Below are 24,037 nucleotides of genomic sequence, written 5' to 3'. Positions count from 1 at the left end.
AGATGCTTGATACAACGGCTTTCGATCTGCGCCGGTATATCCAGGGCAATAACCACAGCCTGGGCGTGTGGATTACCCTTATTGCGCTGATCGTCTTTGGCTTGCTGCGCTACGAGAATTTCGGCGGATCTTACAATATTTCATCGTTCCTGAACTACAATGCGATGTTCATCGTGATTGCGGTTGGCATGTGTTTTGTCATTATGACCGGCGGTATTGACCTATCTGTTGGTTCGGTGGCGGCGTTTACCTCGGTTGTTGCGGCCTACTTGTCGCCCTATGGGATCCAGGTTGCCTTGCCTGGTGCCGTTGCCGCAGGGCTTGCCATTGGCGCCATCAATGCGTTTTTTGTGGTGGTGATGCGGATACCTCCGTTCATTGCCACATTGGCCACAATGCTTGGGGCCAAAGGTGGTGCGTTGGTGATATCCGGTGCTCAGACGATTTCAATCGACTGGTCGTCGAATTTTACCAAACTTGGTTTGGAAAAGGCCTTCGGCATTCTGCCCTGGACGATCGTCATTACAGCGCTTGTGGTGTTTGGCCTCTGGGTCTTGCTCGAGAAAACCTCTTTGGGGCGTACTGTATTGGCGATTGGTGGCGGTGAAGATGCCAGCATTATGATGGGGCTGAATGTCACCCGCGCCAAGGTGTTGGTTTATGTCCTGAGCGGGGGCTGTGCAGGCATGGCAGGCCTATTCCTTGCGTCAGGTTTTGGTGCGGGCCAACCGTTGGAAGGGATTGGTTGGGAACTGTCTGCGATTGCGTCTGTGGTCGTTGGCGGCACACTGCTGACCGGTGGTATGGGCTCGATCACGGCGACTGTCGCGGGAGCATTGTTGCTGGGCCTCGTCTTTAACATTCTTAACTTTGAAAACGGTCGGGGTGTCATCAGCCTGAGCGCGTATTGGCAGATGGTGATCCGTGGCGCTTTTTTGTTCGTGGTGATCGTTTTCCAAAGTCGGGTGGCAAGCTCGGCACAGAAAGGAGCTATTTAATATGGCAAAGATCGCCAAACTCACAGTTCGGGTTTTTGATGTCCCCTTGGCTGAGGTTCTGTCAGACGCGAAACACGGTGATCATACGCACTTTGAACTGGTGACAGTCACTGTTCAATTGTCTGATGGATCAGAAGGCACAGGGTACACCTATACCGGAGGGAAAGGTGGTCGGGCGATCGCTGCCATGATTGAATATGACTTGGCTGACTGGTTGATTGGCCAAGAGGCAACCAATGTCGAAGAGATATACGAAGCGATGCAGTGGCATCTGCACTATGTTGCACGCGGGGGTGTCGCGTCATTTGCGATCTCAGCGGTGGATATTGCCCTTTGGGATTTACGCTGTAAGGCCGCGGATAAACCATTGTGGGAATATATCGGCGGCAAAGGCCCAGAGTGTCCTGCGTATGCTGGAGGCATTGATCTGAACTTTCCGTTGCCCAAACTGCTTGCTTCAATCCAAGACTATCTGGACCGTGGCTTCCGGGCGGTGAAAATCAAGATCGGCCAACCTACTTTAGCCGAGGATGTGGAGCGCATCAAAGCTGTACGCGAGTTGATCGGCCCTGACGTAAAGTTCATGGTCGACGCCAATTACTCTATGTCAGTGGACCAAGCGATCAAGGCGGCGCAAGCGTTCGAACCCTTTGACCTTGTGTGGTTTGAGGAGCCGACAATACCCGATGATTATCAGGGCTTTGGCGAAATTGCGAAGCATTCGAAAATTCCTTTGGCGATGGGTGAAAATCTGCATACCATCCACGAGTTTGAATATGCCTTTGATCAGGCCGACCTTGGATTTGTACAACCAGATGCGTCTAATTGCGGCGGGGTGACAGGCTGGCTGCAAGTCGCGCAGCTCAGCCGCAAGCATGGGATCCCAATTTGCTCGCATGGGATGCAAGAGCTGCATGTAAGCCTGGTGTCTGCACAGGAAAACCGAGGTTGGATCGAAGTCCATTCTTTCCCGATTGATCAATACACAACACAACCGCTTCAGATTGAAAATCACATGGCGCTGGCACCTTCGGTGCCTGGTGTCGGTGTGACCTTTGATTGGGGCAAACTTGAAGACGCACATAAGGAAATGCATTCATGAACGACCAAACGATGGCAGCCGCCTTTTATCGCGGCGACAAGACATTTGCTGTCGAGCGTGTACCGGTCACCACACCGGAGAACGGCGAAATCACAATCCGTGTTGCCTATTGCGGTATCTGCGGAACAGATATGCACGTCTTTCATGGTAATATGGACGCCCGGGTTGGTCACAATCGCATTGTCGGTCACGAAATGTCTGGTGTTGTGGAGACCGTGGGCACGGATGTTACCGGATTTGTGGCAGGCCAAAAGGTCACGGTGCGCCCACTTGATCCAGATTTGAATTGTCCGGCGTCCAAGGCAGGCTATCCGCATGTGTCGCATAATATGAAGTTCCTTGGTCTTGATACTGATGGTGCGATGCAGGAACTTTGGACCGTGCCAGCCCACACAGTGCACGCCTTGCCAGATGACATGCCGCTGGATCGCGCGGCATTGGTCGAACCTGTCGCCGTCGCCTGTCACGACGTCCGCTTGTCAGAGTTGCAACAAGATGAAGACGTGGTTGTCGTTGGGGGTGGTCCGATTGGCATTCTGGTTGCGATGGTGGCGCGGGATGCGGGCGGCAATGTCACCGTATCGGAGGTGAATGAAAACCGTCTGGCAGTTGCCCGAAAGCTTGGTTTTGATACCGTTAATCCAGCAAAAGAAGATCTTGTTGCGGTGATCAACGAAAAGACCGGCAACAAAGGCGCTGATGTGGTGTTCGAAGTGTCTGGGTCTCAGCCAGGCGTTGACGCAACAACCGCTGTGGCTGCCACGCGCGGCCGCATCGTTATGGTTGCCATTCATGCACAAAAACCAACAGTTGATATGTTCCAGTATTTCTGGCGTGAACTCAAACTGATTGGTGCTCGGGTTTATGAGCCTGAGGATTACGAACAGGCGATCACGCTTGTCGCATCGGGTGTGATTGACGCGGAAACGATCATTACTGATGTTAGCCCGTTGTCTGAAATTCAAACAGCGTTTGAATCGCTAGATAGCAACCCAACTGCCATGAAAAGCCTGATCAAAGTAGGAGATTTCGCATGAGCATCCTTTCAAGCTTTGATTTGTCGGGGAAAACCGCAGTGGTGACCGGTTGCAAACGTGGCATCGGGCGCGGCGTTGCCGAGGCTTTGGCACAAGCTGGTGCCGACATCGTTGGCGTGAGCGCAACATTGGAGCTTGAAGGCAGCGCGGTTGAACAATCCATTCGTGAGATTGGTCGAGACTTCAAAGCCTATCAATGTAACTTTAAGGATCGCGACGCGGTTTGTGGCTTTGCAGCACAGCTTGAATCAGATGGCGTGCAGCCAGATATCTTGGTGAACAACGCGGGCACAATCAAACGCGCCCCTGCAGCTGAACATGAAGACGCGCTTTGGGACGAAGTCATTGATGTAAATCTGTCTTCTCAGTTTATTCTGTCCCGCGAAATTGGTCGTGGCATGATTGCCCGTGGGCGCGGAAAAATCATTTTCACCGCGTCGTTGCTGACCTTTCAGGGCGGTATTACGGTGCCGGGGTATGCTGCATCAAAGGGTGGCATTGGCCAATTGACCAAAGCATTGGCGAACGAGTGGGCTGGCAAGGGACTGAATGTGAATGCTATTGCGCCAGGCTATATTGCGACTGACAACACACAAGCTTTGCAGGACGATCCAGAACGATCTAAGGCCATCCTCGAACGTATCCCACAAGGACGCTGGGGCACGCCTGCAGATTTCGCGGGACCATCTGTATTTTTGGCGTCGTCGGCTTCCGACTATGTGAATGGTGAAATTCTGGTTGTCGATGGTGGTTGGATGGGCCGTTAAGACTCTCCCGCCCCCCGCGCGGGTTCAGTGTGTTGCGCTGGCCGGGGGGCAAATTTCCAATCTACTCCTTAGATGATCCCCTTGGCGCGGTTTTTGTCGTCTCAAGCAGGAAAGCCTGGCACGCAGGTGCGCCGGTCGTGAAAGTGATGTTTTCGGGGTAGTTTTCGGTTCCCCAAAAATCTGTGACTTTGCCCCCGGCTTCTTTCAAAATTACGATACCGGCAGCGCAATCCAAAAAACCTGTCGGTCCTTCAAAGTAACCATCCAGACGGCCGCAGGCGACATTGGCCAAAGACAAGGCACAACTTCCCATGATCCTGACAGCTGACACCTGCTCGCGGATTTGATGCAACCGGTCATAAGCACCCATCGAGTGCTTATAGCGATCAAGTGGCAGTCCGGTCCCTACAACGAAACGAGCAGGGTCGGTCTGTTCCCGCACTTTGATTGGCGTTCCGTTCAGCATCGCGCCTTGTCCGATTGTTGCGCTGAACAATTCGTCCTCAACTGGAGAGAAAATCACGCCTGCTATGGGCGTTGTGCCTCGCACCAAAGCAATTGAGATTGTGAAAGGCAGACCCGACAAGAAATTTGTGGTTCCGTCGATGGGATCTACAACCCATCTGAGCTCAGCGTCTTCTGAACCACGTAGCCCCCCCTCTTCACCTTGAAATGCAATGTCAGGATGTGACTTCTGAAAACTTTTAAATATGAGCATTTCAACGTCTTCATCCGCCTCGCAAAGCAGATCCGCTTGACCTTTGAAAGACACTTCCATTTCATCGATGCGTTCGCGATGTTCCATAGCGCGTTGCCCGGCGTTACGCGCAATTTTGATCATCGCTGTGATGTAGTCATTGGGATTCAATTGTAGTCTTCCTGTATTTGGGCGGGGAGTGTGCCAACCATCTGCGTTTCCGGGAGATTTAGCACAATCTCTGTAACAGTCTTGAAACAGTCGCGCGTTCGGGCGGTCATTTAGATTATATGCGGCGTGATTACAGCCATGTGCCTTGGGTCATATCAAATGAAGGAGAGCGCAAGTGCTATGACAACTCCGCTGTCGAGACCTTCTTCAAGACGATCAAGGCTGAGCTGATCTGGGGCAGGTCGTGGCAGAGACGCAGAACTGGCGATCTTCCAATGCATCAACAGATTCTACAATCCACGACGGCGGCACGCAGCCTGGGGCTGGAAAAGGTTGGCGGTTCCGAGAGACGTAGAATGCGACTTTGTTCGCCTGCAGGGGTCAGACGCACACCCTGGCCTTCGCGCTGGAACAGTGCGGTTCCAAAATAGGTGTCTAGGTCTTTCACATGACGACTGATTGCGCCTTGAGAAAAACCAAGGTTTTCTGCAGCTTCTGAAAAACACCGCAGCACTGCAAGCCTTGATAGAGAATGATCTTGAGACATATCGTATTGTGCTTTCTCTTCACTCACCAATAAATTTGTTTTTTGTGTATATTTTTAGACCTTAGGCGTGCGTAGACTACAGTTAACGCTTTCATATTTTGAAATATCAGAGAGTAAAACATGAAGAAGATCGCAGTTCTTGGGCTTGGAAAAGTTGGTACTCTGGCGGGTGAATTGCTTTCGCTTTCAGACTTTGAAGTAACCGGCATTGATCAAGTCCAACGAGAAGGATTACCATTTCAATCCAAAGCACTTGATGTTTCTGATCCAGACGCCCTGAAGGCTGAACTCGAAGGTCAAGATGCGGTACTGTCCTGCCTGCCATACTTCTTAAATACAGAAGTTGCGAAAATTGCACATGCATTGGGTCTCCATTATTTTGATCTGACAGAAGATGTTCCAACCACAAAGGCGATCATAGAGCTGGCTCAGACCTCCAAAGGCCTTATGGCGCCGCAATGTGGTTTGGCGCCCGGTTTTGTTGGCATTGTCGGCGCGGATTTGATCCATCAGCTGGACGACTGTGTGGAATGTCGCGAACCTTTGCCTCTATGATCTGGGTTTCTTGAATCAAAACAACACGACGCGTCATGCAATTTTGACCCAAACGTCAAGCATATCTGACCCAGTGTAGGTCATGCGCAGAAAGCTGACTTTGCAAAGTCGAGACCGCCGAAGCCCACCTATCGCGTGAGCGTCCCATAGCCGCCACTCGCAACGGCTTAGTCATGCTGTGATGCCGCAAGGCAATGCGGACTTTGGCAAAATGCGCGCTATCGCAAGTGCCGAACCAATTGCGTTAGAGGCGCAATTCATATTTATCTGTCACTCAATAGCATAGAATTCGGACGGTTTCTTTGGAAGTTGCGGAAGACCATTTCGATGCGGAACGCGTCGCGTTTCTAGCTCTCAGCGCCATCAAGGGCGTTGGTTTCGAGACTCTGCGACGAATTTCCGCATCGGGGAAGTCTTTTCAAAGTGTGATCGAACTTGAGAACGCTGATGACGTGCGAAGCCTCTTGGGGAGATCTGAACTACAGGGAAACGGCAATGCTGGTCAGGCTTGGTGCGAAACCCGCAAACGAGCAATGGATAGCGCGAAGCGCAGGTGTCAGGAGTTGGCTTCGTCCAACGTCTCGATCGTTTTTCCGGGCGACAGGGATTTTCCTCCACAACTGAACGATCTTAGCAACACCCCTCGCTGGCTGTTTGTTCAAGGTCAAACTGATGTTCTGTCGCGGCGATCCATCTCCGTAGTTGGATCGCGGAAAACGTCACAGGATGGAGTATGGCTTACTCGATATGTTGGACATTGGTTGTCAGAGTTCGGCGCTCCGACTGTAAGTGGCTTAGCCGATGGGATTGATCAAGAAATTCACTCCGCCAGCATCAATGCTGGCGTCCCGACGATTGCGTTTCTTGGAACTGGTATTTTCACTGAGTTTCCAAAAGGTTCAGATAGGCTGAGATACACAATTCTGGACAATGGCGGTGCTATAGCGACCGAGTACCTGATTAAGGAGGGATACAGCGCCGCAAACTTTGTACGCCGTAACAGACTTCAAGCCGCATTGGGAAACTTACTTATTCCAACAGAATGGGCTGTAAAGAGTGGCACAGCGCACACGGTTCGAAACGCGCATGAACTATCACGCCCCATTGCATTTCTAAGAACTCCAACGCAACCAGACCTTGGTTGGGTGCCTCGCGAATACGTGCCGCATAATGGCTTTTTTACCATCCCAACTGAACAAGAAAGTTTTGTTAAATTTGTGCTTCGGCATCTGAAATCTGAGCCAAGATCAAAGAGCACTCAACTCAAGCTATTATAAGGAGTAGTTATGCACACGTTACGTGGCGCTATTTTTTCCCTGAGGAATGTCTTGGCTAGGGAAGGCGAGGCGGACCAAGATACGATCTTTGAGACAGTCAAATTGATAGAATACCTGATCTCTGTCGGGGTGCAGCCTGTGTTGGTTAGCAACTCAACATGGACGATGGTGGGGACCAAAGAGCCATTCAACGACTATTTCTCACGCCTCGTCGGTCAAGAGTTACCTTACTATCAAGGCGGCAGAGATATGGAATACAAGCAATATGCCGCTGCCATGCAGCATGTGCTGGAAAACCATGGGTGGACGCCGCAAGAAGTCGTTTACATTGGAAATACACAGGAAGATATTCAAGCTGCATCAAACGGTGGCTTATTGCTCCTGAATGCAAAATGGCACGAGGCGAATAGTCCGTTCGGGTTTGAGTTCAATTCTCCAAAGGATATCGCAAAATTTGTTGACTGTTGTTGTCTCACACCCGGAGACTGGTTTTGGGGGATTGAGGACGGTGACTTGCGCGTCTACACAATTGCGCCCTTAGGCGAGTATTCGAGAGCTTATCCTGACGCCGCCACCTACTCAACCGACGCTAAGAATGCTGTAAAGTTCGGCCTTGGTGACCTTAGGTTTTGGGGGTTGCTCATGGCCGCAAGAATGCACCTTTCGGGCATCGGAGCGGAGGCTTCATACGTAGTTCCATATCCCGGCCATAAAACAACATCCAAAAAAGCAGAGCTAATGCAAGCCGTGAGCATTGCCGCTGGATCACTGCGGGCCCGCTATCTGCAAGACTATGTTATCAGGCATCAAAATGCTCCTAAGTCCCAAGAGTCGCGAAACAAAGGCTTGCAACCATCCGCGGACAATCAGCTATCAACCATTCACCTTAGGTCAGACCCGCTTAAGACCGGCGCTGTCGGGGGCCGATATAAGAGCAGGCCCAACGTGAAGGACAAAACGATATTGATGGTCGATGACATCTGCACCCAAGGCCATTCATTAGAAGCAGCTCGTGCCTTTGCTCAGGCAGCAGGAGCAAGCGTGATTAGCCTTTGCTGGCTCAAAACTCCGGGGCCTAATGATTACAACAGAATTACCGGTTTGAAACCTCCGTTAAAGAAACCATTTACGAAGTATGTACCGGCCCAGCAAGAAATCACCGTCTATTCGAATTCAGGCCAAGTAATCAATCAAAATGCAGCTAAGCAAATTGCCGATGCATTCACCCGTTTTAGAGATTGGGAGTGGCCCTAATAATAGCCCTAGGGCGCTCAAGGCATCGGGGTATTTGGTATCTTTTTCGTGGCTGATCCAGCTTTAGATTTCAAAAAAATCTTTCCATCCAAAATGACTTCACCGAACATGAATGGCAGCTTTCAGTCGGACCTGTAGGCTCTGCGGGATCGAAGCGCTCGACAGATCGTGTCTGCTTTGGGGCTACTGCGGCCCATGCCCCTATTACGTGCGCGGTGGCTCTTGTCCGCTTAAGGGTCATCTGCACCTTTTCTGGAAGCTAGTTCGTTTTCGAGGCGAGCAATTAACCGTCGCTGTACCTCGATTTTTTCAGTATCACCTTCCTGTTCATATCGGACGAGGTTGCGGTGATAGATTGCAATCTTTTCTGGCAGCGAAATTGCCATCAATCTGCACCTTTGTTGGAAATCTGTTTGCTTGCTGTTCAAGCAAGATCAGTATGTTTGAAATCATCGCCTTTGTAGAGCAAAGGCTGGTGGTGTGCCTTGGCGCAGGCATAAGACAAAGCATCGCCAAGGTTCAGCTTCGCTGGGTGGCCTACGACTTTTCCATATCGGGCCAGCGCATCACAGGCTGCCTTGCCAGTGCTTTCTGTAATGTGGACTTCCCGAATTTTCGCAGAGTGGAAAAACTCTGTCACGAGCTGACCAGCTACGTCAAAGTCCTCGGTGGTCATATGGGTTTCGCCACGTTGCTCTTTGCGTGTTCTCGCAAGCGCAAGTGTTGCCTCCATACGCACGATTGGCGACGCGATCAGCTTCCCCTCGCGCAACCCCATGGCCTTCAATAACGCTTGGGCTTCTGGTTCACCTTTGATCACAGCGACCACAGCACTGGCGTCAATGAACATCAGGTTCGCCCCACGCATCATCCATCAAGCTCTTGTCGTCCGCACCATCTGCTACAATACCGTGTTCAGCAGCTTTTGCTTGGATCTTTGCTACTTTATCGGAGAGGCTTTCCTTGGCGCTGTGAACATGAATAAACGCCTCCAAGGCGTCCCTAACCAGCTCTGTTTTGTTTGTCCTGCCGGTTATCTTTAGAGCAGTTTCGGCCAAGTCGTTGACTTGATCATCTCGTATGTAGAGGGGCATTGCATATCTCCATGTGATATGCTGTATATACATTTTGGGATATTCTATTGCAAGAGGATGAATATCCCTTTGTCATGATTTTGCGGCACCTTTTCAGGAAGCGTCCATGAGCGCTGGGTTCTTGACCGGATTACCATGTTCGTCTGGAATGTATGGCGGTTGAAATGCGTTGCTCAGTATAGCGCAAGCATCGCTGTAAATGGCTTCATCAACCGGCTCTTTGTTGTCATAGCAGGCGACCAGTTCGCGTAGGCAACGTGCATCATACGACGCTGGATCAAGTCGCTGCAATAGCTGCGCAGCCGCTGTTCGATTGTTCTTGGAAACCCTCATTCACCGGCACCTTTCTTGGAAGTTACTTTGTTAGGTACCCTGAAAACTCAACTATGATCACGACAAAAGCTACAAAGCTGGAAACACCGCCGATCAAAAACATGGTCGCAGCGGCAACTATCGCGATTAGACTGCCCGCCGCCAGTTTTACATGACGGTACGCATAGGCCGCTAGGTATACTGACACCCATATCCATAGGAGCGCTCCAAACCATGGTAGTAGCCCAACTAGCCAGAATGTAGGCCAAGGGTTTTCACCTAGGACATGCGGTAAAACTTGACCGCCTTTAAGGCCGACAAAAATCAAAGCAGCTGCCGCCGAATAACCACCAAGTGTTTCCACAAGGATTGCTGGCGAAGGAACTTTCAATCTACACCCTTTCTGGAAGCCATTTTCCATCTCCTGATGAAGCCCTGCCAAGGATAGAAGAAGGCTGCGATCAACGCGCCAACCCAGATCGGGCCAAAGCCGGTGAGCCACATCAATACAGCACCGAGCACCACAAAAACGACCAGATACGCGAGGTCAACGATTGTAGGTGCATAAGTCCGCAACATCATTCCGCACCTTTGTTGGAAGTCTCATAACCTTGAACCATTTCAGGGGTTTGCGTGGCGACAGTTGAGGTCGAAGAGACCACGCGACTGCGTGCATATTCAGCCGCAACCTTGCGGTCTTCATCGCTCAATGTGCTTTCGTATTCATCAAGGATAATTCGTTTCTCGGTCATTGATCTGCACCCTTCTTGGAAGTTTTGAAAATTATTCTCGCGCCGTGCTGTAGCGTGAGTTCGTGGCCCTCCGCCACAGAGACAGCAAGGCGCTCATATTCGGGCTGCGCGCGGGCGAAGCTTTCAAATGGGTGATCTTGTATGATCTTGTCTTCGGGATCGCGCAGCACAACCCGGTGATCACAGTGGCCCTTGCCCATCAGTCGGCACCTTTGTTGGAAACCTTGCGGGTCGGCTATACCAACCGAGGCTAGTCCTCTTTTTTTCGCTCGAAATTGATTTGTTCAGCGTCCCTGAGGGATCGCAGAAGTTTCGGGTCCATCCAAAACTCCCCGCGATGAGCCAGCCAAATCGCCGAATACGCAACAGCCCACATACAAAAACCAATCACCAGATCTCGTTGCGTATAGTAAGGGTGCTCAGTAACTACCCACAGGCCGCCGCAAGCAGTCAGCAACAGAAGCCACAGTCCCCCCAGTGGTATTCCGGTCTTGAAAGATGCTGCTTCTACTGCTCTAAAAATAAGTCCCATCACTCGCCACCCTTTTTGGAAGTCATTTGTCGGTCAATTTTGTGTGCACTTTGACACTCTCCATCCCACCAGCCATTGCCAGAGCGAATGCACTCCTGCCGCAACGGATTATCAGTCACGTCAACCTCTTCGAGCAAAAGGAGTAGGTCGTCAACAAGTGCGGGAAAGTGCTTGTGCTCCATCGGTGAAAACAGATCACCGCCAGCCCAGACGTTTATTCGTGTTGACAGGCCATGCCAGTCAAATCTGATGTAGCAGGAATAACTTCCATTCTCGATCTGTTTCTTATTTTCATTAAAGCACTTGGCTTGGTGAGGTACACGCTCACGCGCCCCTGCTACTGGACCTTCGTAGACGTACAGATTGCCAGCGGTAGTCACTTCATCTGGTTTACCTTCAATCGGCACTATGCGATCTTCATCATGGTAAACAGAATAAACACCTTCCCCCAAGGTGATGCGCTCACGAAAGTCAGGGTAGTTCTCTCGACCGCGCTTTGTGATGTGCTGAAAATCTGCCGTCATTACACCCGTCGAAAATGCTGTGAGATTATACCGCAACCCAGGAAGGCGTTGTGCATTCATTACCGTGAGCACAGCGTTGGAGGCAAAGCGTGCGCAGGTATGAAACACGCGATCACCTAGTTTAATGATGTTTCCGTGAGGATACCCTGGGTCTCCCTTATGATCGCAGTATGACGCACTGGCATCAGCTGGCGGCGGGGCGCGGAATTTATACTTGTCTACCTCCGCTGAGAGAGAGGTGGCCCCTGACTGCATCATAAGAGCTAATAGACCAACGTGCTTGACTTTTTTGATGATCCTGAACGACATATCGCCACCTATAGTTGTGTTGTCAGGATAGTTCATGCCTTATAAGATTTCCACCTCCACAATAGATCAAAGCACTGGTTTAACGCATTACGCCACTTTGTCTGCGTTGGCGGATCAAGCAGATTGGAGCGGATTTTACGCCAAAATTCACGAGTACACCGCATCGCCAGACGATTTCGGGAATGTCGCTGATGGAGCCGTACGGGAATGGTTTCAAGTGGCTTCACAAGCAAACGCAAATGTTGGACCTGCTTCGGGTCTGATCCGAGACTATACGACAGCTCAGGTGGAAATAAGGCTTGGCAAACCGGTTTCGCAAGTGACACTGGATGAAGCTTCTGACGCGATTGCGAGTTCTATATGGGATTTCATCAGCGATGAGAGTCCAGATAATGCTCTCCCTGACCTATTCAGAATAGCGGATGTTGATGCCACGCAAGTTGTCAACGTATTGAAAGGCAGGGGTTACGATGTCGATATCGGGGTTTGGTCTGGAAACCTGCTATTTGCCGGTCTTGGCAACACTGATCCGTTTCAGGAAAACCTACTGAATCCGGGGGACAGCTACGATCTTGTTGTTGCCCTTCAATCTCTTGCGTCAGTCGATGTCTTTACGTCGCTTGGGGCGGCATGGCAGTCCTTGTCCCTTGGCACGGTCTTCGGTGGTGGTTCAGCGACACTTCAGCTCGCTGACTATGTGCAGCAAACTTACGGCACGATTGGGACCAGCTCACTCCTATTCCAAGGAATGAGTAGATATACTGAGGGGGGTATTCAGGCTGGAAGACAGGGCGATGTTGAGGATTTGATTGCCGGTAGTGCCGACGACAATATCATTCATGCAGGGGGCGGTGACGATATTATTATCGGTTCGGCAGGACGAGATTTCATAGATGGGGGCGATGGAACTGATTTCTTCGACCTCTCAGATTATTCGGTTGGTGTATATTTTCGGGTGCCTGAGGCATTGGCGCAAGGTTCGGTTGCTCATAGCGGTCATGTCACAGGAGGTGGGACGCAGGGGTATACGAGCACAGATTTGTTCTCCATTGAGAATATCCGCCTGACAAACGGCAGCGATCGCGTAATCATTGAGGATGCTCCAAGTTTCCAGATCCTTGATGCTGGAGAGGATGGTCCTTGGTCTGGTGATACAATCACTTTTGCAGACTTGGGAACCGGTGCGCAGATTGATCTGGTTTCCGGTGAGTTGGTGATCGACACGACAACCGCGACCGCTGCGAATTTTGAAGACGTGTTCGGTTCTGATTTTGCGGATGTAATTTCTGGGAATGAGGCGGACAATACGCTCTTCGGTGGTGATGGAGCGGATACCATTACCGGCGGTCAAGGTTCGGATTTCGTTTACGGAGAAGAGGGGGATGATGTTCTTTCTGCTGGCGAAAACGGTGAAGGCTATAGCTTTGACATCGTTTCAGGCGGTGCCGGAGATGATACACTTTACGGGAACGGCTCATCTTATCTTTACGGCAATGAAGGGGCTGACATTTTCTATTTCTACTCTGGCGATCATGTCGTGGACGCTAGCGAAGAGGATACGGTTTACTATGAAAACCGCTTGCTCATACAGTCTGACACTTATGAGCCAGACCTAGATCCACCTGTGTTGTATGGCTTCTCCAGCAGCGGCGAAGTCATATACTGGTACGATGACTTGCTGCCAGTAGCATAAAAGCAAAGAAGGGAGAGTGGTCTTGAAAGCACTCTCCCTTCTTCATGTATCAAGTGTGACCGAATGTAGCCTGTCACTGGGCTGCACCCTTTCTGGAACTGCTTTGAGACAGAGTGACACAGGTACATTGGAAGGTTCAATGTCAACTCACCGCAGAGAGCGACAATTGTAAAGTCCGGCACTTTCCCCGAGAGCCGCACTTCGTATTAATTGCGGCTAATGACTGCTTCGAGTCCAAAGTGACGGATGCTGCATCCTGCTCGAATGGCTGCGCAGCCACCACGTCTCATATTCGAAGCGTGTATAAGTAATCATTTCTAGAGATGCCGTCGATCCGCACGACATCCCTATGCGTTGCAATTCGTTCAAAGCCGTACCGCTCGTAGAATGCTATGGCCCTCAAATTTTCGGTATCCACAAATAGTTCAAGCTGTTCCAATTTGTTTGCTTTGGCTTCGTCTATCAAGCCAGACATCATTGTCTTTGCTGCACCGCCACCGTGGTATTTTTGACTGACAAAGAAGGGTCCAATCTCGCCGCGATGCCTTGTCTGTTTGAGCAGTTGAGGGCGAAATCCGCAGAATCCAATCAACTTTCGATAATTAAAGACCCCCCGGATGCTGCCACGTTTCAGAATCTCACCGCAACGGTCTGTGTCAGCTGCCGCCATTTCTTCTAAAGTTACGAGAAATCCCAACGGAAAATCACGCGCTCCTTCGAGCCGCAAATCTCTCCAATCAGACGCATGGTCTGATGAAACAGTCCCATATGTAAATTCTTCCATCGATGGCTCCAAGCGTTGAGGCGGCGATCAACAGGCTTAGCCTCGCGCAATCCGGCATCTTCTACAACGCCAATATTCAAGTCGGGATTGTTCATTGAACAGCACCAGATAGTGGACCTTGGGGTAATAGCAGTAAACGGCAACTCTGTCCCGCATCCACCTCCTTCGCAACCCGCATAGCGAAGGTCAGCTCTGGTAAATTCTCGCTAAGGGCCTTGTGTCTGCTTCGGGCTGCGAGCGGTAGGCGCAGATAGTGACCTTTGCAAAGTCGCGGGATCTGGCCGATGAGGGGCGTTCAAATGCTGCACGAGCAATGGAAAGAACAGGCATTCGCCGCATGTGCATCCACCAATCATCATCGAACGGAAGGGGTGCGGGACAAAGTGTGAACTCGCTGCGGCTGCGCCAATGTCAGTTTCCGGGCATGGGTAAATTGTATTCCTTAAGCGATCTTGGAACCGCCACCGGCAGCATGAACTTCTATCGCCTCTGCCGATGACAGTTTCAGGACAATGGTGTTTGCCGCTTCAAGATACGTTTGAGCAGTTTTTATGGCGCTTTCACCAACTGATGAGTGAAAGAGAAAGCGCGCCCAGGAAACAGACGCGCGATGCTGGATGTTACTTCGCGGCGTCGATGATCACAGCGGCCACATCTTCGGGCTTTGAGAGCATGCCCACGTGGCTCGCAGCGATTTCTGTCGTTTGCGCCCCAATCCGCTCGGCCTGTTCGCGTTGAACGTCCGGTGCAATCATTTGATCGTTCGCGGCAACTACATACCAGGATGGTTTTCCGTCCCAAGCCTGAACACTTGGGGCTTGATCGAGCGCTGCGGCGTGCAGGCGGCCCTGCGAAGCCGCGATCAGCTTCGCATCCGCCTGTGGAATGTCGGGTGCGAAATATTTGACTATTGTTTCTTCTGACAGGCGAATGAACTTGTTTTCGTCGACGATCGGTGTCTTGAAGCCATCTACAGTGGGGATACCGCGTGTTTTGTGAGCATCGTCAAGAATGTCGTGGATATGCTCTCCCGCTATGGGCGCAAAGGCAGAGAGATAGACTAGTGACATCACTTGATCGTCCACTCCTGCTTCCGTGATGACAACACCGCCCCAGGAATGTCCGACAAGAACGACTTCGCCTTCTGCGTTGTCAATGGCACGCTGTGTAAATGCAACGTCATCGGCAAGCGAGGTCATCGGCAGTTGAACCGCAATCGTCTTCAACCCCTCTTCTTGTAGAAGGGGAATAACCTTGTTCCATGATGATCCGTCAGCGAAGGCACCATGAACCATCACAACGGTTTTGGCGGACTCTGCGAGCGCAGCCATTGGCAAGATCAGAGCACTTACAGCAGCACCGAGAAATAAAGAGCGAATATACATCGGAGGTTCCTTTGAAGGTGGAAAGTACAAATGCAATTGGCATACCATTGATTGGTGTACCAGTTATTTTTCCACACAAAGTCGTGACTCCTTGTCGCGTGCTATTTTCTGGTTTCAGACAACCAGTCAGCAATGTTGGCTTTAATATCCTGCATTTCATCGACGATGCGATGGGCAGTCGGCCCGTCCAGCCCAGTCGCTTCTCCTAGTCCGTGTGGTATCTCAAGGGCTTTGTAGAACAACGCTTTACCTTCATCTGTCAGAAAGACACGTACCCGTCTTTCATCTTCGTCACACCGCACCCGCGCGACAAGGCCCAGCTTCTCAAGGCGTTGAACCAGAGGGGTCGCTGTGCCACCATCAAGCTCCAATGACGTAGCGATATCGCTGATGAGAATCCCATCCTGCTCCCACAACAACATTAGCGCCGCGTATTGCGGATAGGTGACCCCAAGCTCTTCCAATAAAATGCTATAGGCTTTGGTCACAGCGCGCGACGCAGAATAAAGCGCAAAGCAAAACTGTTGGTCAACGCGCAGCTTCCCGTCTTTGTCTGTCACATCAGCTTGCATCTTCGATCACCGCCTTACGTTAGCTCAAGTTCACCGACAAACAATTGGAGTACCAATTGGTAGCCTGATGTCAACAAATCGCTTCACGCGTTTGGTGATGAATATCGATCTAGATACAGAGAACCTTGTGGGTCATCGTCATGAAGAGCGCGTGCAATTAATTCGGCCCATAGATCGAACTTGGACCCGTCACGCCTTTGCGCCCACCTTTTTAGGAGCCGCAATTCGTAACAAGCGCAGCATTATACAGTTTGGGCTCGTTCTCGACCTTCGCTGCGTGAAAACCCAAGGACTGCTTTGGGCTGGTTCTAGGTGGCCATCAATGGTGGTACTATTGGTTTATCGGCATCGTGCCGAGGATGTGGTGGATTGTGGCGGTCGGAGGACCAGTCATGTCAACTTCCAATCTTCCTGCAATTCGAATGCGTCGCGCACCTTGGAACAAAGGGCGAATCATAGGTCAAAAGCGTCCATTGCTTCCCAAGCATGTTTGGGCCATTCGTGTTCGCCTTGAGCTTTCCAAACGGGTGCGCGATCTGGCGCTGTTCAATATGGCCATCGATAGCAAACTCAGAGGCTGTGATCTCGTCCGTTTGCGCGTTGTAGATGTGCATGCAGCGGGTCAAGTGAAGGAACGCGCCTCAGTGATCCAAAGAAAAACCAGCCAACCAGTTCGGTTTGAGATTACTGAAGGAACCCGCACATCCCTCCAAGATTGGCTGAATATGCCGATAATGCAAAAGTCAGAGTTTCTATGGCCGGGGCGGATACACGACCGTCCGCACATTGGCACCCGCCAATACGCACGTCTGGTTCGGGATTGGGTTGAGTCTATTGGATTAGAGCCGAGCGCTTATGGCACTCATTCAATGAGGCGAACTAAAGTGGCCCAGATTTACCGTAAGACCGGCAATCTTAGAGCGGTTCAACTCCTTCTTGGTCATACTAAGATGGACAGCACTGTCCGATATTTGGGCGTTGATCTTGAAGACGCTTTGTCGATTTCTGAAAGTGTAGAAATCTAGAGAGATTGTTAGCTTTGCAACGCTTCGGCTGGATAGGGACCTCCATTCTGCAAAACATTGACATGTACAGAATTCTGTGCATATATGTGGCTCAAGAAGTGAGGTTCCCTATGGATGTAATTACTTATACAGATGCGCGCGCATCTCTGAAAGACGTTATGGATCGCGTTATTCATGATAGCGTCGATGTTGTCGTTACCCGTAAGAAACGTGAAGCAGTCGTTATGATGTCCTTGGATGAGTATAATGCCATTCAGGAAACCCTTCACCTACAGCGAAGCCCTGAAAATGCGCGACGCCTTCAATCTTCCATCGCGCAACTTGATGCGGGAAAGGGAACTGAACGCGAAGTCGATCTGTGAAGCTGATCTTCTCTGACAACGCCTGGGAGGACTATCTCTGGTGGCAGTCTTCGGGCAATGAAAAGGAGCTCGAACGCGTGAACGAGCTTATTAAATCGGCGAGAAGGATGCCATTCAAGGGCATTGGAAAGCCCGAGCCTCTCAAAGGTGATCTGAGGGGGTGGTGGTCTCGACGTATCACTGGTGAGCATAGGTTCGTTTATCGGGTCACCGGCAAAGGTGATGCGCAGAGTTTGGAAATAGCTCAGCTGCGGTACCACTACTAATCCCCAAATCTTGGCTATATGCACAGCGTCAAACAGGCGCAACGCCCTCCAGTCGGATGATTTTGGAATGTCCGCTTTCAATCTGGCGTTAATTGGAACAGGCGCGTGCAGAATTTTGGACTCTGCCTCGCTTTCGACCGTCCGCTTAGGGCTGGTCGCGGTCTTACGGCTCGGTTTTTTCGAGCAACCGCTGTGCGGGACAAATTTGCCGTTCGCTATCTATATTTCAATGTCTGCTTAGAGATTTACAATAATGTCTCGCCCTGTGCTCCAAGTGTCTTGATCATGGTCGATAAGAATGAAGCCATAACAGCGGCTCAGCCGAATTGCCAAGACATTCTACTACGCCACCGAAGTAGCGTAGCAAGATGTTTCGCATCTTTAACTAAGCAGTTTTTTGCGAACGTTCGCGGTTAGCAATTCGAAAGTGCTTCGATGCCGGCTAGTGAAATCAACCGGTCTTGCTTTTCAGTAACACCTGCTGCTCCGATAGCACCAACTATGGTATTGTCTGCCACGATGACTTCTCCACCCTCCGCTGCGTGGACATGCAGATTGGTAAAACCGAGTATTGCCATTCGACCGTTGCTAAGAGCGTCAGAGAACACCTTTGTGGACCTTTTGGTCAGTGCGGCTGATGTTGCCTTCTCAAGTGCAAAGGCAGTGCTTGCGCGATGCGCGTTGTCCATTCGATGAAGCACTATAACCTGACCTGCGGTGTCAGAGACGGCCACTGTTACATTCCAACCATTCGAACGTGCGAACTCAATGGCAGTATCAGCGACTGCAGCTGCGCAGGAAGCAGACACATTCATGCCGTATGGCAATGGAACGGTTTGGGCGACCGGAGGTTCGTTATCTTGTGCAAATGCAGAAGAGACACCTCCAATTACCATAGCTACGGCAGTTAAGGATTTGAAAGTTAGAGTTAAATGTTTGAGCATGTTTCTACCATATTTGCTGGAACTTAGTCCCCTGAGCAGTCGATTGACCAAATAGAAGTCAGGATTTTTCATAACAATAGAGACCCTGACGATAGTCTATTGAAGGAGAGAGGAGGCTACTCGAAGCCTCTCGCGTTGTGATAATAAACGCTTTCAATCGCGCGAATATTCACCATATATGTGCAACAGATGTGCAAAAACTATCGGGCGCTATGGACTGGAATGATCTGAAATATGTACTTGAAACCGTCCGTTGTGGGGGGGTAAGCGGGGCTGCACGTGTGCTCGGAGTGAACCACGCTACGGTGTCTCGTCGCATTGTGTCGGCCGAGATAAGCTTGGGGGCGTTGCTTTTTGATAAGCTCGCTACTGGATACGTTCCAACAGATGCGGGTTTAGCCGCAGCACGGACGGCGGAAAGCATCGAGACCGAAAGTGCGAAGCTCGCTCGTCTGCTTGATGCCCGTGATCGAAAACTGAGTGGTCCGTTGATCGTCACAGCACCTCAATTGCTGTGTGGGGGAGTTCTTACAGAGCTGATCGCCGATTTCTACGCGCGATACCCTGATGTTGAGACAACTCTCCTGGCATCAACTGACGTACTCAGCCTTCCAAAACGCGAGGCAGATGTCGCCATACGAATTTCAAAGGACCCAACAGAAACATTGTTCGGGACTTCACCCACGGAAGAACGTGTCGCGGTATATACGAGTCCGGACTATCTAAATCGCCTAGAAAAATCACCTGAGCATCCTTTGCGGTTGATCATGATGAAACATTGGGCTGAGGTACCTGCTGAAATTACCGGGAGTTGGCCCAACACAGAAACAGCATTGGTCGTCAGTGATCTAACCTCAGCGCTAGGCGCGGCCAAAGCAGGGTTGGGCGCAGCCAGGCTACCGTGCTTTTTGGGAGAGGAAGATCAGGGTTTGGTACGCCTTCCTGGCCTTCCAACATTCCCTTATTCCCGTATATGGGTTCTTACCCATCCCAACTTGAAAGACGTTACGCGCATAAGTGTTTTTATGAAGTTCATCTCATCAGGATTTCGCTCTAAGAGACGTCTATTTGAAGGGCGATGAACGGCTCAACGGTGAAATGCTCTAAGGTCTGAGCCAAGATAAAATCTTGACTAATAATAACTGAAGCTGTGTAACGGACATTCTACAACGTTGCAGCATCAAGCACTTTGGGCTCTTTCGAGACATTCGCTGCAATGTTGAGGAACGACCGCCGTTCGATCTGGGTCAGAAATGCTTGACGTTTGGGTCAAGAATGCCTGACGCGCAGTGTTGATATGACTCAGAAAATTGACGGTCCAGAGTCAAAGGTTCGTGACGTTCCACAAGGGGTGTTGAACGTCAGACAACTTTGACCTTTGCGTCATAAACTGACCCAATTTCCTCATTTCATGCTCCTGCAAGCGGTTTCGTTTGATCTGACTTCCTTTTCGGAAAATCAGGGCTGATTTGCAGATCAGACGACGAAGCCGCCTGTTCCTGCTGATCTGCCACGTGGCGAACGCGGGAGGGGGCGAGGCAATGCTATTCGACAGGGTTGGTGCGGCCCGCAGGCGCAGCCGAGGACACGGCCCTGTCTAATCGGGTTGCCCGAGGGGGAGGGCAGCGCCCTCACCCTGACGGCCAGTGGCGTTTGGCTTGTCCAAATCCTGCTGGCCCAAGAAACAAGAGCGGCGGAACCATCGGCCCCGACTCAATTCATGTCGCAATGCAGAAAATGTCCCCTTAGAGCCCAGAATGTTAAAATGCTGAATGACGCATAAATGATCCAAAACTTCACAAAGCCCATCAGTAGCCGCAATCACAGATCACGGGAAACCCGTTAATCGACCTTGAATGAAATCACGTGTATACGTCTATCGCTCGCCACCGCGAACCTAAGATTTGGGCTGTCGATAACGATTGGTGGCGGGCTTTCGATGTGGTGCGTGATGCTCCCGGTTTGTTTGCCTGAATTGATGTGCGGCCATTCATTAACAATAGTACCGTCAGATACCCTTATCAGCTTGGGGTGCTCATAAAAAGAAATCACATGGTCTTCACCAAGCGGCATTAGTCGACCAAGGGTCGTATCTGGCACAGACAATTTGGACCACTTCTTAGATTTAATCGACCACTCTCCAAGAGACCCACCCGCGAACGGTTCCTCCTCTTCAATCTCGGGGCTTTCAGCGTTCGCAGCCATAACCAATTCATCACTGATCCAAGAACATGCCGAAACTTCATTGGCCGTGTCGACAGTGGCAAATGGGGTATCTAGCTCCATAGTTCCTTCGGAATCAGGCAGTCGATAGATGTTGGCGACATCCATAGGATGCCAAACCCAACCAGCGCTCATCAGGTATGCTCCTGAAGGGCTTACGCTAAGCCTCGAGTGGAAAAAGTCGGGTGGATTTCGCGCGCGACTGGACGGAAGACGTTGGCCAGAAATGGCTTCTTCTATCTCCAATCGGTTATATTCATCCGGACAATGGATGATCTTTAAAGGGCTTCCTGCTCGCTCCCACAGACATATTGGATACTCATAGACATCCGCGTGATAGTAACTTCGGTTGATCTCTCTAAGGACTCTTCCGTCTTTCAAGACGACAGCTTTCGTTCCAAGCCGCTTAAAGATCACCGCGACATCACCAGAACTTGTGGCTATTGCTGCGTCAAAGTCACCACCGTAATTGACAGGAGCCCTCACCACTGTTCCGTCCGACGAAAATCGTGTGCCTCCTCCGACCCAGTCAATCAAATCGTCGCCTTGCCAAACGAGTGAGCGTACATTGGCATACTCAATTTCTTTCTCGACAAATCTCATGTCTCTGTAGTCGCAGTATATGTAGTGTTTTACCAGCCTAACGTATCGCTCACATCCGCCGAATATTCACGCGCGCCTTAGGTTGTGGAGCTACCCGCCAATGAAACGAACGCCAGTAAGCAGCTCTTCGAACAGGAGCATTCAAGGTCCGTTTTGTCCGCATACCTGACTTTGCTCGCTCGCGTGACCGATGACCGCTTTGCGGACGAAGCTGCCCTTCGATTCAGTAGGACGAATGACCGCTTTCTCCGTGATCCGTTCTGACTTAAAAGCTTTAGTTGTTTCAGGCTGCGGAAGTTGGTGAGGGTCTAAAAGTGTTTCGGAAACTATTTGGAAGCGGAAAAACTGTGTTGACGGACATATCAAGGTGGAACGAGATCGGGCGCGAGGTCGCAACGCATGACTGCACCGAACTCGAAGCTTTTCACCAGGGAAAATCTAAAGAACCCAAACTGTCGCAAGATACACGTGACCCTGCAATGGCGGAGGCAGTTCTACAAAGAGTTATTGCTCTCAATCGGGAAGGGCGTGGGCACGAAGCCCGCGGTAAATTTGACCCTGCGCATGCTCCGTTCATTGCAAAGCTCGAAAAGGGTGGTCGGGGCTTAACTTGTTGCGCAGTCTTGGGACCAGAAGACTACCTCGTGCAGCAGGGAACAACCTATCAAGACAACACAACGTGGCGCGTGGAGGGGAGAAGAGTAACCGAAATCCCCGATGTTTCTACTTTCTCATGGTCTCGCAATCGAAAGTTCTTCGCCGTTGCACATCGAGACGGAAGTTTCGCCGTGGGTTCGCAGTTTGGTGACCCGAAGGCGGAACAAATACCAGCAATACCTGGATCGGCCTTTGTACCAAAAGACCTTCCGGATGATTTTGTCGCCAAGTTTGCAGTCCCTGCCGATAGACACGCATATTCCCGAATATCCGTCTCGGATGACGGCACAAAAGTCCTCCTATGTGATGAAGAACGGGGGGTGATGTTGCTCATAAAAGCTAAATCAGAGTGGCAAAGCAGCCTTCTTTTTCCATCCGTTGAACTTGGTGTTGAAGAACAAATGCGAGAGTTCTGGGAAGATGACGATTATTTCACCCCGTTTTTCGATATGATCCATGCTGCATTGTCGCCAGATGGCAACTACGTAGCACTAGGAACTCAAGATGACGGGCATCATCTGCTCAGTTTGACCGAGGACGGCCAGTTTTCATTTTTTGCGCATTTGGGACACCTTAGCGAGTACCCACACAACGGATGCTTCAGCGACGATAGCAGATTTGTGGCGTTGAATTCTTGCCACTTCTACAATGGCGTCACTTTCACCAGTGAATTGAATGCCGTTAGGGGCCTGACAACCGAACCCTACGAGCACCATGTCGAACAGCGTATTTTGAACGACTATCTGCGTGTTTACGCATCTAGCTTTTTGCCGGATAACATGGCTAACCAAAAAGACGGTGCGTTTCTCCTGGCTGGTTCTGGTTTTGCGGCCTGTGTTTCGCCTGATGGTAAACTGCTTTGGGAACTGGGTTTTGGTTCAAGCGCAGGTGCCGTTGATGTCTGTCAATCTACTGGGCGGGTGCTGATCGCAAGCTACTCCGGTATGCTCCACATATTAGACCCGTCACAAAAGCAATCACCGGCCATCTTTTCCGGATACAACGTCCCCAAGGAAATAGGTCGTTGGGTTTTTTGGGACAGGCTAGAGAGCCCAATTGTCTGGTGAATGGCGTGCCCGTCGCCGAAGCGGACATTTGTGCAGTTTGCAGCATCGGCCAAAGTGGGCTCGTTCTCGATCTTCGCTGCGTGAAAACCCAAGGACTGCTTTGGGCTAGCAGCAGACATTTTCTGAATTGAGACATGAATTAGGGGGGGCCGATGGTCCCGCAGCTTTCGTTTCTTGGGCCAGCGGGATTTGGACAAGCCAAACGCCCCTGGCCGTCAGGGTGAGGGCGCTGCCCTCCCCCTCGGGCAACCCGATTAGACAGGGCCGTGTCCTCGGCTGCGCCTGCGGGCCGCACCAACCCTGTCAAATAGCATTGCCTCGCCCCCTCCCGCGTTCGCCACGTGGCAGATCAGCAGGAACAGGCGGCTTGGTCGTCTGATCTGCAAATCAGCCCTGATTTTCCGAAAAGGAAGTCAGATCAAACGAAACCGCTTGCAGGAGCATGAAGTGAGGAAATTGGGTCAGTTTGTGACGCAAAGGTCAAAGTTGTCTGACGTTCAACAGACTGTCGTTCTTGTAAAATGCGGG

At 50.9% G+C, this 24,037-nt stretch carries 30 protein-coding genes and 1 pseudogene; 14 read left to right on the top strand and 17 right to left on the bottom strand.

Translation table 11 applies throughout. The annotated features are described in order from the left end of the window. Positions 1-2: 2 nt before the first annotated feature. From BLP79_RS07180 to BLP79_RS07165, 4 genes are read left to right on the top strand one after another with little or no spacing between them, the layout of a single operon-like run. Positions 3-998: an ABC transporter permease gene (locus BLP79_RS07180; RefSeq protein WP_090217698.1), complete on the top strand. Its 996-nt coding sequence runs from the start codon at positions 3-5 to the stop codon at positions 996-998. A 1-nt stretch (position 999) separates the two neighbouring features. Further along, entirely contained in the window at positions 1,000-2,100 is a 1,101-nt protein-coding gene (locus BLP79_RS07175) for a mandelate racemase/muconate lactonizing enzyme family protein (RefSeq protein ID WP_090217697.1), read from the top strand. Continuing rightward, a complete protein-coding gene (locus BLP79_RS07170; RefSeq protein ID WP_090217695.1) occupies positions 2,097-3,137 on the top strand; it encodes a zinc-dependent alcohol dehydrogenase in 1,041 nt (346 codons plus the stop codon). The genes BLP79_RS07175 and BLP79_RS07170 overlap by 4 nt, the downstream gene beginning before the upstream one ends. A gap of 2 nt (positions 3,138-3,139) precedes the next feature. Beyond that, the gene (locus BLP79_RS07165) at positions 3,140-3,904 is read left to right on the top strand and encodes an SDR family oxidoreductase (RefSeq protein WP_090218210.1); all 765 of its coding nucleotides are present in this window, start codon (positions 3,140-3,142) and stop codon (positions 3,902-3,904) included. Between the two features lie 61 nt (positions 3,905-3,965). On the opposite strand, the gene BLP79_RS07160 is transcribed toward BLP79_RS07165, so the two are convergent. Continuing rightward, complete coding sequence (locus tag BLP79_RS07160) at positions 3,966-4,772, bottom strand: inositol monophosphatase family protein (RefSeq protein WP_090217693.1); 807 nt, start codon at positions 4,770-4,772, stop codon at positions 3,966-3,968. 116 nt (positions 4,773-4,888) lie between these two features. Here BLP79_RS07160 and BLP79_RS19930 point away from each other — a divergent pair. Then, positions 4,889-5,102 (top strand): annotated as a pseudogene (locus BLP79_RS19930) (IS3 family transposase); the annotation flags it as partial. On the opposite strand, the gene BLP79_RS07155 reads toward BLP79_RS19930, so the two are convergent. Continuing rightward, entirely contained in the window at positions 5,053-5,319 is a 267-nt protein-coding gene (locus BLP79_RS07155) for a helix-turn-helix domain-containing protein (RefSeq protein ID WP_090217691.1), read from the bottom strand. The pseudogene BLP79_RS19930 and the gene BLP79_RS07155 overlap by 50 nt on opposite strands. A 120-nt stretch (positions 5,320-5,439) precedes the next feature. On the opposite strand from BLP79_RS07155, the gene BLP79_RS07150 reads away from it, so the two are divergent. From BLP79_RS07150 to BLP79_RS07140, 3 genes are all read left to right on the top strand, one after another. Further along, positions 5,440-5,874 carry a saccharopine dehydrogenase family protein gene (locus BLP79_RS07150; protein ID WP_090217689.1) on the top strand — a complete coding sequence of 145 codons (435 nt, stop codon included), beginning with the start codon at positions 5,440-5,442 and terminating at the stop codon, positions 5,872-5,874. Between the two features lie 302 nt (positions 5,875-6,176). Then, on the top strand, positions 6,177-7,151 hold the full coding sequence (locus BLP79_RS07145; RefSeq protein WP_090217687.1) for a DNA-processing protein DprA: 975 nt from the start codon (positions 6,177-6,179) through the stop codon (positions 7,149-7,151). Positions 7,152-7,160: 9 nt separating this feature from the next. Beyond that, positions 7,161-8,405: an HAD family hydrolase gene (locus BLP79_RS07140; protein ID WP_090217686.1), complete on the top strand. Its 1,245-nt coding sequence runs from the start codon at positions 7,161-7,163 to the stop codon at positions 8,403-8,405. 230 nt (positions 8,406-8,635) lie between these two features. On the opposite strand, the gene BLP79_RS19640 is transcribed toward BLP79_RS07140, so the two are convergent. The 10 genes from BLP79_RS19640 to BLP79_RS07100 form a co-directional block, all read right to left on the bottom strand. Further along, positions 8,636-8,791 carry a hypothetical protein gene (locus BLP79_RS19640; RefSeq protein WP_157843963.1) on the bottom strand — a complete coding sequence of 52 codons (156 nt, stop codon included), beginning with the start codon at positions 8,789-8,791 and terminating at the stop codon, positions 8,636-8,638. Positions 8,792-8,829: 38 nt separating this feature from the next. Then, positions 8,830-9,255 carry a type II toxin-antitoxin system VapC family toxin gene (locus BLP79_RS07135; protein WP_157843962.1) on the bottom strand — a complete coding sequence of 142 codons (426 nt, stop codon included), beginning with the start codon at positions 9,253-9,255 and terminating at the stop codon, positions 8,830-8,832. Further along, positions 9,245-9,499, bottom strand: a complete 255-nt coding sequence (locus BLP79_RS07130; protein ID WP_157843961.1) for a type II toxin-antitoxin system VapB family antitoxin — start codon at positions 9,497-9,499, stop codon at positions 9,245-9,247. The genes BLP79_RS07135 and BLP79_RS07130 overlap by 11 nt, the downstream gene beginning before the upstream one ends. A 93-nt stretch (positions 9,500-9,592) precedes the next feature. Then, positions 9,593-9,832, bottom strand: coding sequence for a hypothetical protein (locus BLP79_RS07125; RefSeq protein ID WP_090217681.1), 240 nt, complete (start codon positions 9,830-9,832; stop codon positions 9,593-9,595). A gap of 22 nt (positions 9,833-9,854) precedes the next feature. Continuing rightward, a complete protein-coding gene (locus BLP79_RS07120; protein ID WP_090217680.1) occupies positions 9,855-10,202 on the bottom strand; it encodes a hypothetical protein in 348 nt (115 codons plus the stop codon). Beyond that, a complete protein-coding gene (locus BLP79_RS07115) occupies positions 10,199-10,390 on the bottom strand; it encodes a hypothetical protein (RefSeq protein WP_139163178.1) in 192 nt (63 codons plus the stop codon). The genes BLP79_RS07120 and BLP79_RS07115 overlap by 4 nt, the downstream gene beginning before the upstream one ends. Then, positions 10,390-10,563 carry a hypothetical protein gene (locus BLP79_RS19635; protein WP_157843960.1) on the bottom strand — a complete coding sequence of 58 codons (174 nt, stop codon included), beginning with the start codon at positions 10,561-10,563 and terminating at the stop codon, positions 10,390-10,392. Before BLP79_RS19635 ends, BLP79_RS07115 begins: the two co-directional genes overlap by 1 nt. Next, on the bottom strand, positions 10,560-10,763 hold the full coding sequence (locus BLP79_RS07110) for a hypothetical protein (protein WP_090217677.1): 204 nt from the start codon (positions 10,761-10,763) through the stop codon (positions 10,560-10,562). Before BLP79_RS07110 ends, BLP79_RS19635 begins: the two co-directional genes overlap by 4 nt. A 50-nt stretch (positions 10,764-10,813) precedes the next feature. After that, the gene (locus BLP79_RS07105; protein WP_090217675.1) at positions 10,814-11,095 is read right to left on the bottom strand and encodes a hypothetical protein; all 282 of its coding nucleotides are present in this window, start codon (positions 11,093-11,095) and stop codon (positions 10,814-10,816) included. Beyond that, entirely contained in the window at positions 11,095-11,964 is an 870-nt protein-coding gene (locus BLP79_RS07100) for a hypothetical protein (RefSeq protein ID WP_090217674.1), read from the bottom strand. The genes BLP79_RS07105 and BLP79_RS07100 overlap by 1 nt, the downstream gene beginning before the upstream one ends. Between BLP79_RS07100 and BLP79_RS07095 the strand changes: the two genes are divergently transcribed. Next, positions 11,963-13,621, top strand: coding sequence for a calcium-binding protein (locus BLP79_RS07095; RefSeq protein ID WP_090217672.1), 1,659 nt, complete (start codon positions 11,963-11,965; stop codon positions 13,619-13,621). The two genes, BLP79_RS07100 and BLP79_RS07095, sit on opposite strands and share 2 nt — an antisense overlap. A 286-nt stretch (positions 13,622-13,907) precedes the next feature. Here BLP79_RS07095 and BLP79_RS07090 read toward each other — a convergent pair whose 3' ends face one another. From BLP79_RS07090 to BLP79_RS07080, 3 genes are all read right to left on the bottom strand, one after another. Then, positions 13,908-14,405: a GNAT family N-acetyltransferase gene (locus tag BLP79_RS07090; protein WP_090217670.1), complete on the bottom strand. Its 498-nt coding sequence runs from the start codon at positions 14,403-14,405 to the stop codon at positions 13,908-13,910. 620 nt (positions 14,406-15,025) lie between these two features. Then, positions 15,026-15,790, bottom strand: a complete 765-nt coding sequence (locus BLP79_RS07085) for an alpha/beta fold hydrolase (RefSeq protein WP_090217669.1) — start codon at positions 15,788-15,790, stop codon at positions 15,026-15,028. A gap of 101 nt (positions 15,791-15,891) precedes the next feature. Then, positions 15,892-16,362 carry a MarR family winged helix-turn-helix transcriptional regulator gene (locus tag BLP79_RS07080; protein WP_090217667.1) on the bottom strand — a complete coding sequence of 157 codons (471 nt, stop codon included), beginning with the start codon at positions 16,360-16,362 and terminating at the stop codon, positions 15,892-15,894. 392 nt (positions 16,363-16,754) lie between these two features. On the opposite strand from BLP79_RS07080, the gene BLP79_RS07075 reads away from it, so the two are divergent. The 3 genes from BLP79_RS07075 (at position 16,755) to BLP79_RS07065 (ending at position 18,015) form a co-directional block, all read left to right on the top strand. After that, on the top strand, positions 16,755-17,387 hold the full coding sequence (locus BLP79_RS07075; RefSeq protein WP_090217665.1) for a tyrosine-type recombinase/integrase: 633 nt from the start codon (positions 16,755-16,757) through the stop codon (positions 17,385-17,387). Positions 17,388-17,497: 110 nt separating this feature from the next. After that, entirely contained in the window at positions 17,498-17,749 is a 252-nt protein-coding gene (locus BLP79_RS07070; protein ID WP_090217663.1) for a type II toxin-antitoxin system Phd/YefM family antitoxin, read from the top strand. Beyond that, entirely contained in the window at positions 17,746-18,015 is a 270-nt protein-coding gene (locus BLP79_RS07065) for a Txe/YoeB family addiction module toxin (protein ID WP_090217661.1), read from the top strand. The genes BLP79_RS07070 and BLP79_RS07065 overlap by 4 nt, the downstream gene beginning before the upstream one ends. Positions 18,016-18,428: 413 nt before the next feature. Here BLP79_RS07065 and BLP79_RS07060 read toward each other — a convergent pair whose 3' ends face one another. Continuing rightward, a complete protein-coding gene (locus tag BLP79_RS07060) occupies positions 18,429-19,031 on the bottom strand; it encodes a GlcG/HbpS family heme-binding protein (protein WP_090217660.1) in 603 nt (200 codons plus the stop codon). A gap of 119 nt (positions 19,032-19,150) precedes the next feature. Between BLP79_RS07060 and BLP79_RS07055 the strand changes: the two genes are divergently transcribed. Next, positions 19,151-20,041: a LysR family transcriptional regulator gene (locus BLP79_RS07055; RefSeq protein WP_139163177.1), complete on the top strand. Its 891-nt coding sequence runs from the start codon at positions 19,151-19,153 to the stop codon at positions 20,039-20,041. 760 nt (positions 20,042-20,801) lie between these two features. Here BLP79_RS07055 and BLP79_RS07050 read toward each other — a convergent pair. After that, the gene (locus BLP79_RS07050; RefSeq protein WP_090217656.1) at positions 20,802-21,785 is read right to left on the bottom strand and encodes a hypothetical protein; all 984 of its coding nucleotides are present in this window, start codon (positions 21,783-21,785) and stop codon (positions 20,802-20,804) included. A gap of 314 nt (positions 21,786-22,099) precedes the next feature. Here BLP79_RS07050 and BLP79_RS07045 point away from each other — a divergent pair, with 314 nt between their 5' ends. Continuing rightward, positions 22,100-23,509 (top strand): hypothetical protein, encoded by a 1,410-nt coding sequence (locus BLP79_RS07045; RefSeq protein WP_090218208.1) that lies wholly within the window; start codon positions 22,100-22,102, stop codon positions 23,507-23,509. Positions 23,510-24,037: the final 528 nt, after the last annotated feature.

It is taken from the genome of Epibacterium ulvae, from assembly GCF_900102795.1.
GTDB lineage: Bacteria > Pseudomonadota > Alphaproteobacteria > Rhodobacterales > Rhodobacteraceae > Epibacterium > Epibacterium ulvae.
This window is presented reverse-complemented; position numbering and strand designations above follow the sequence as displayed.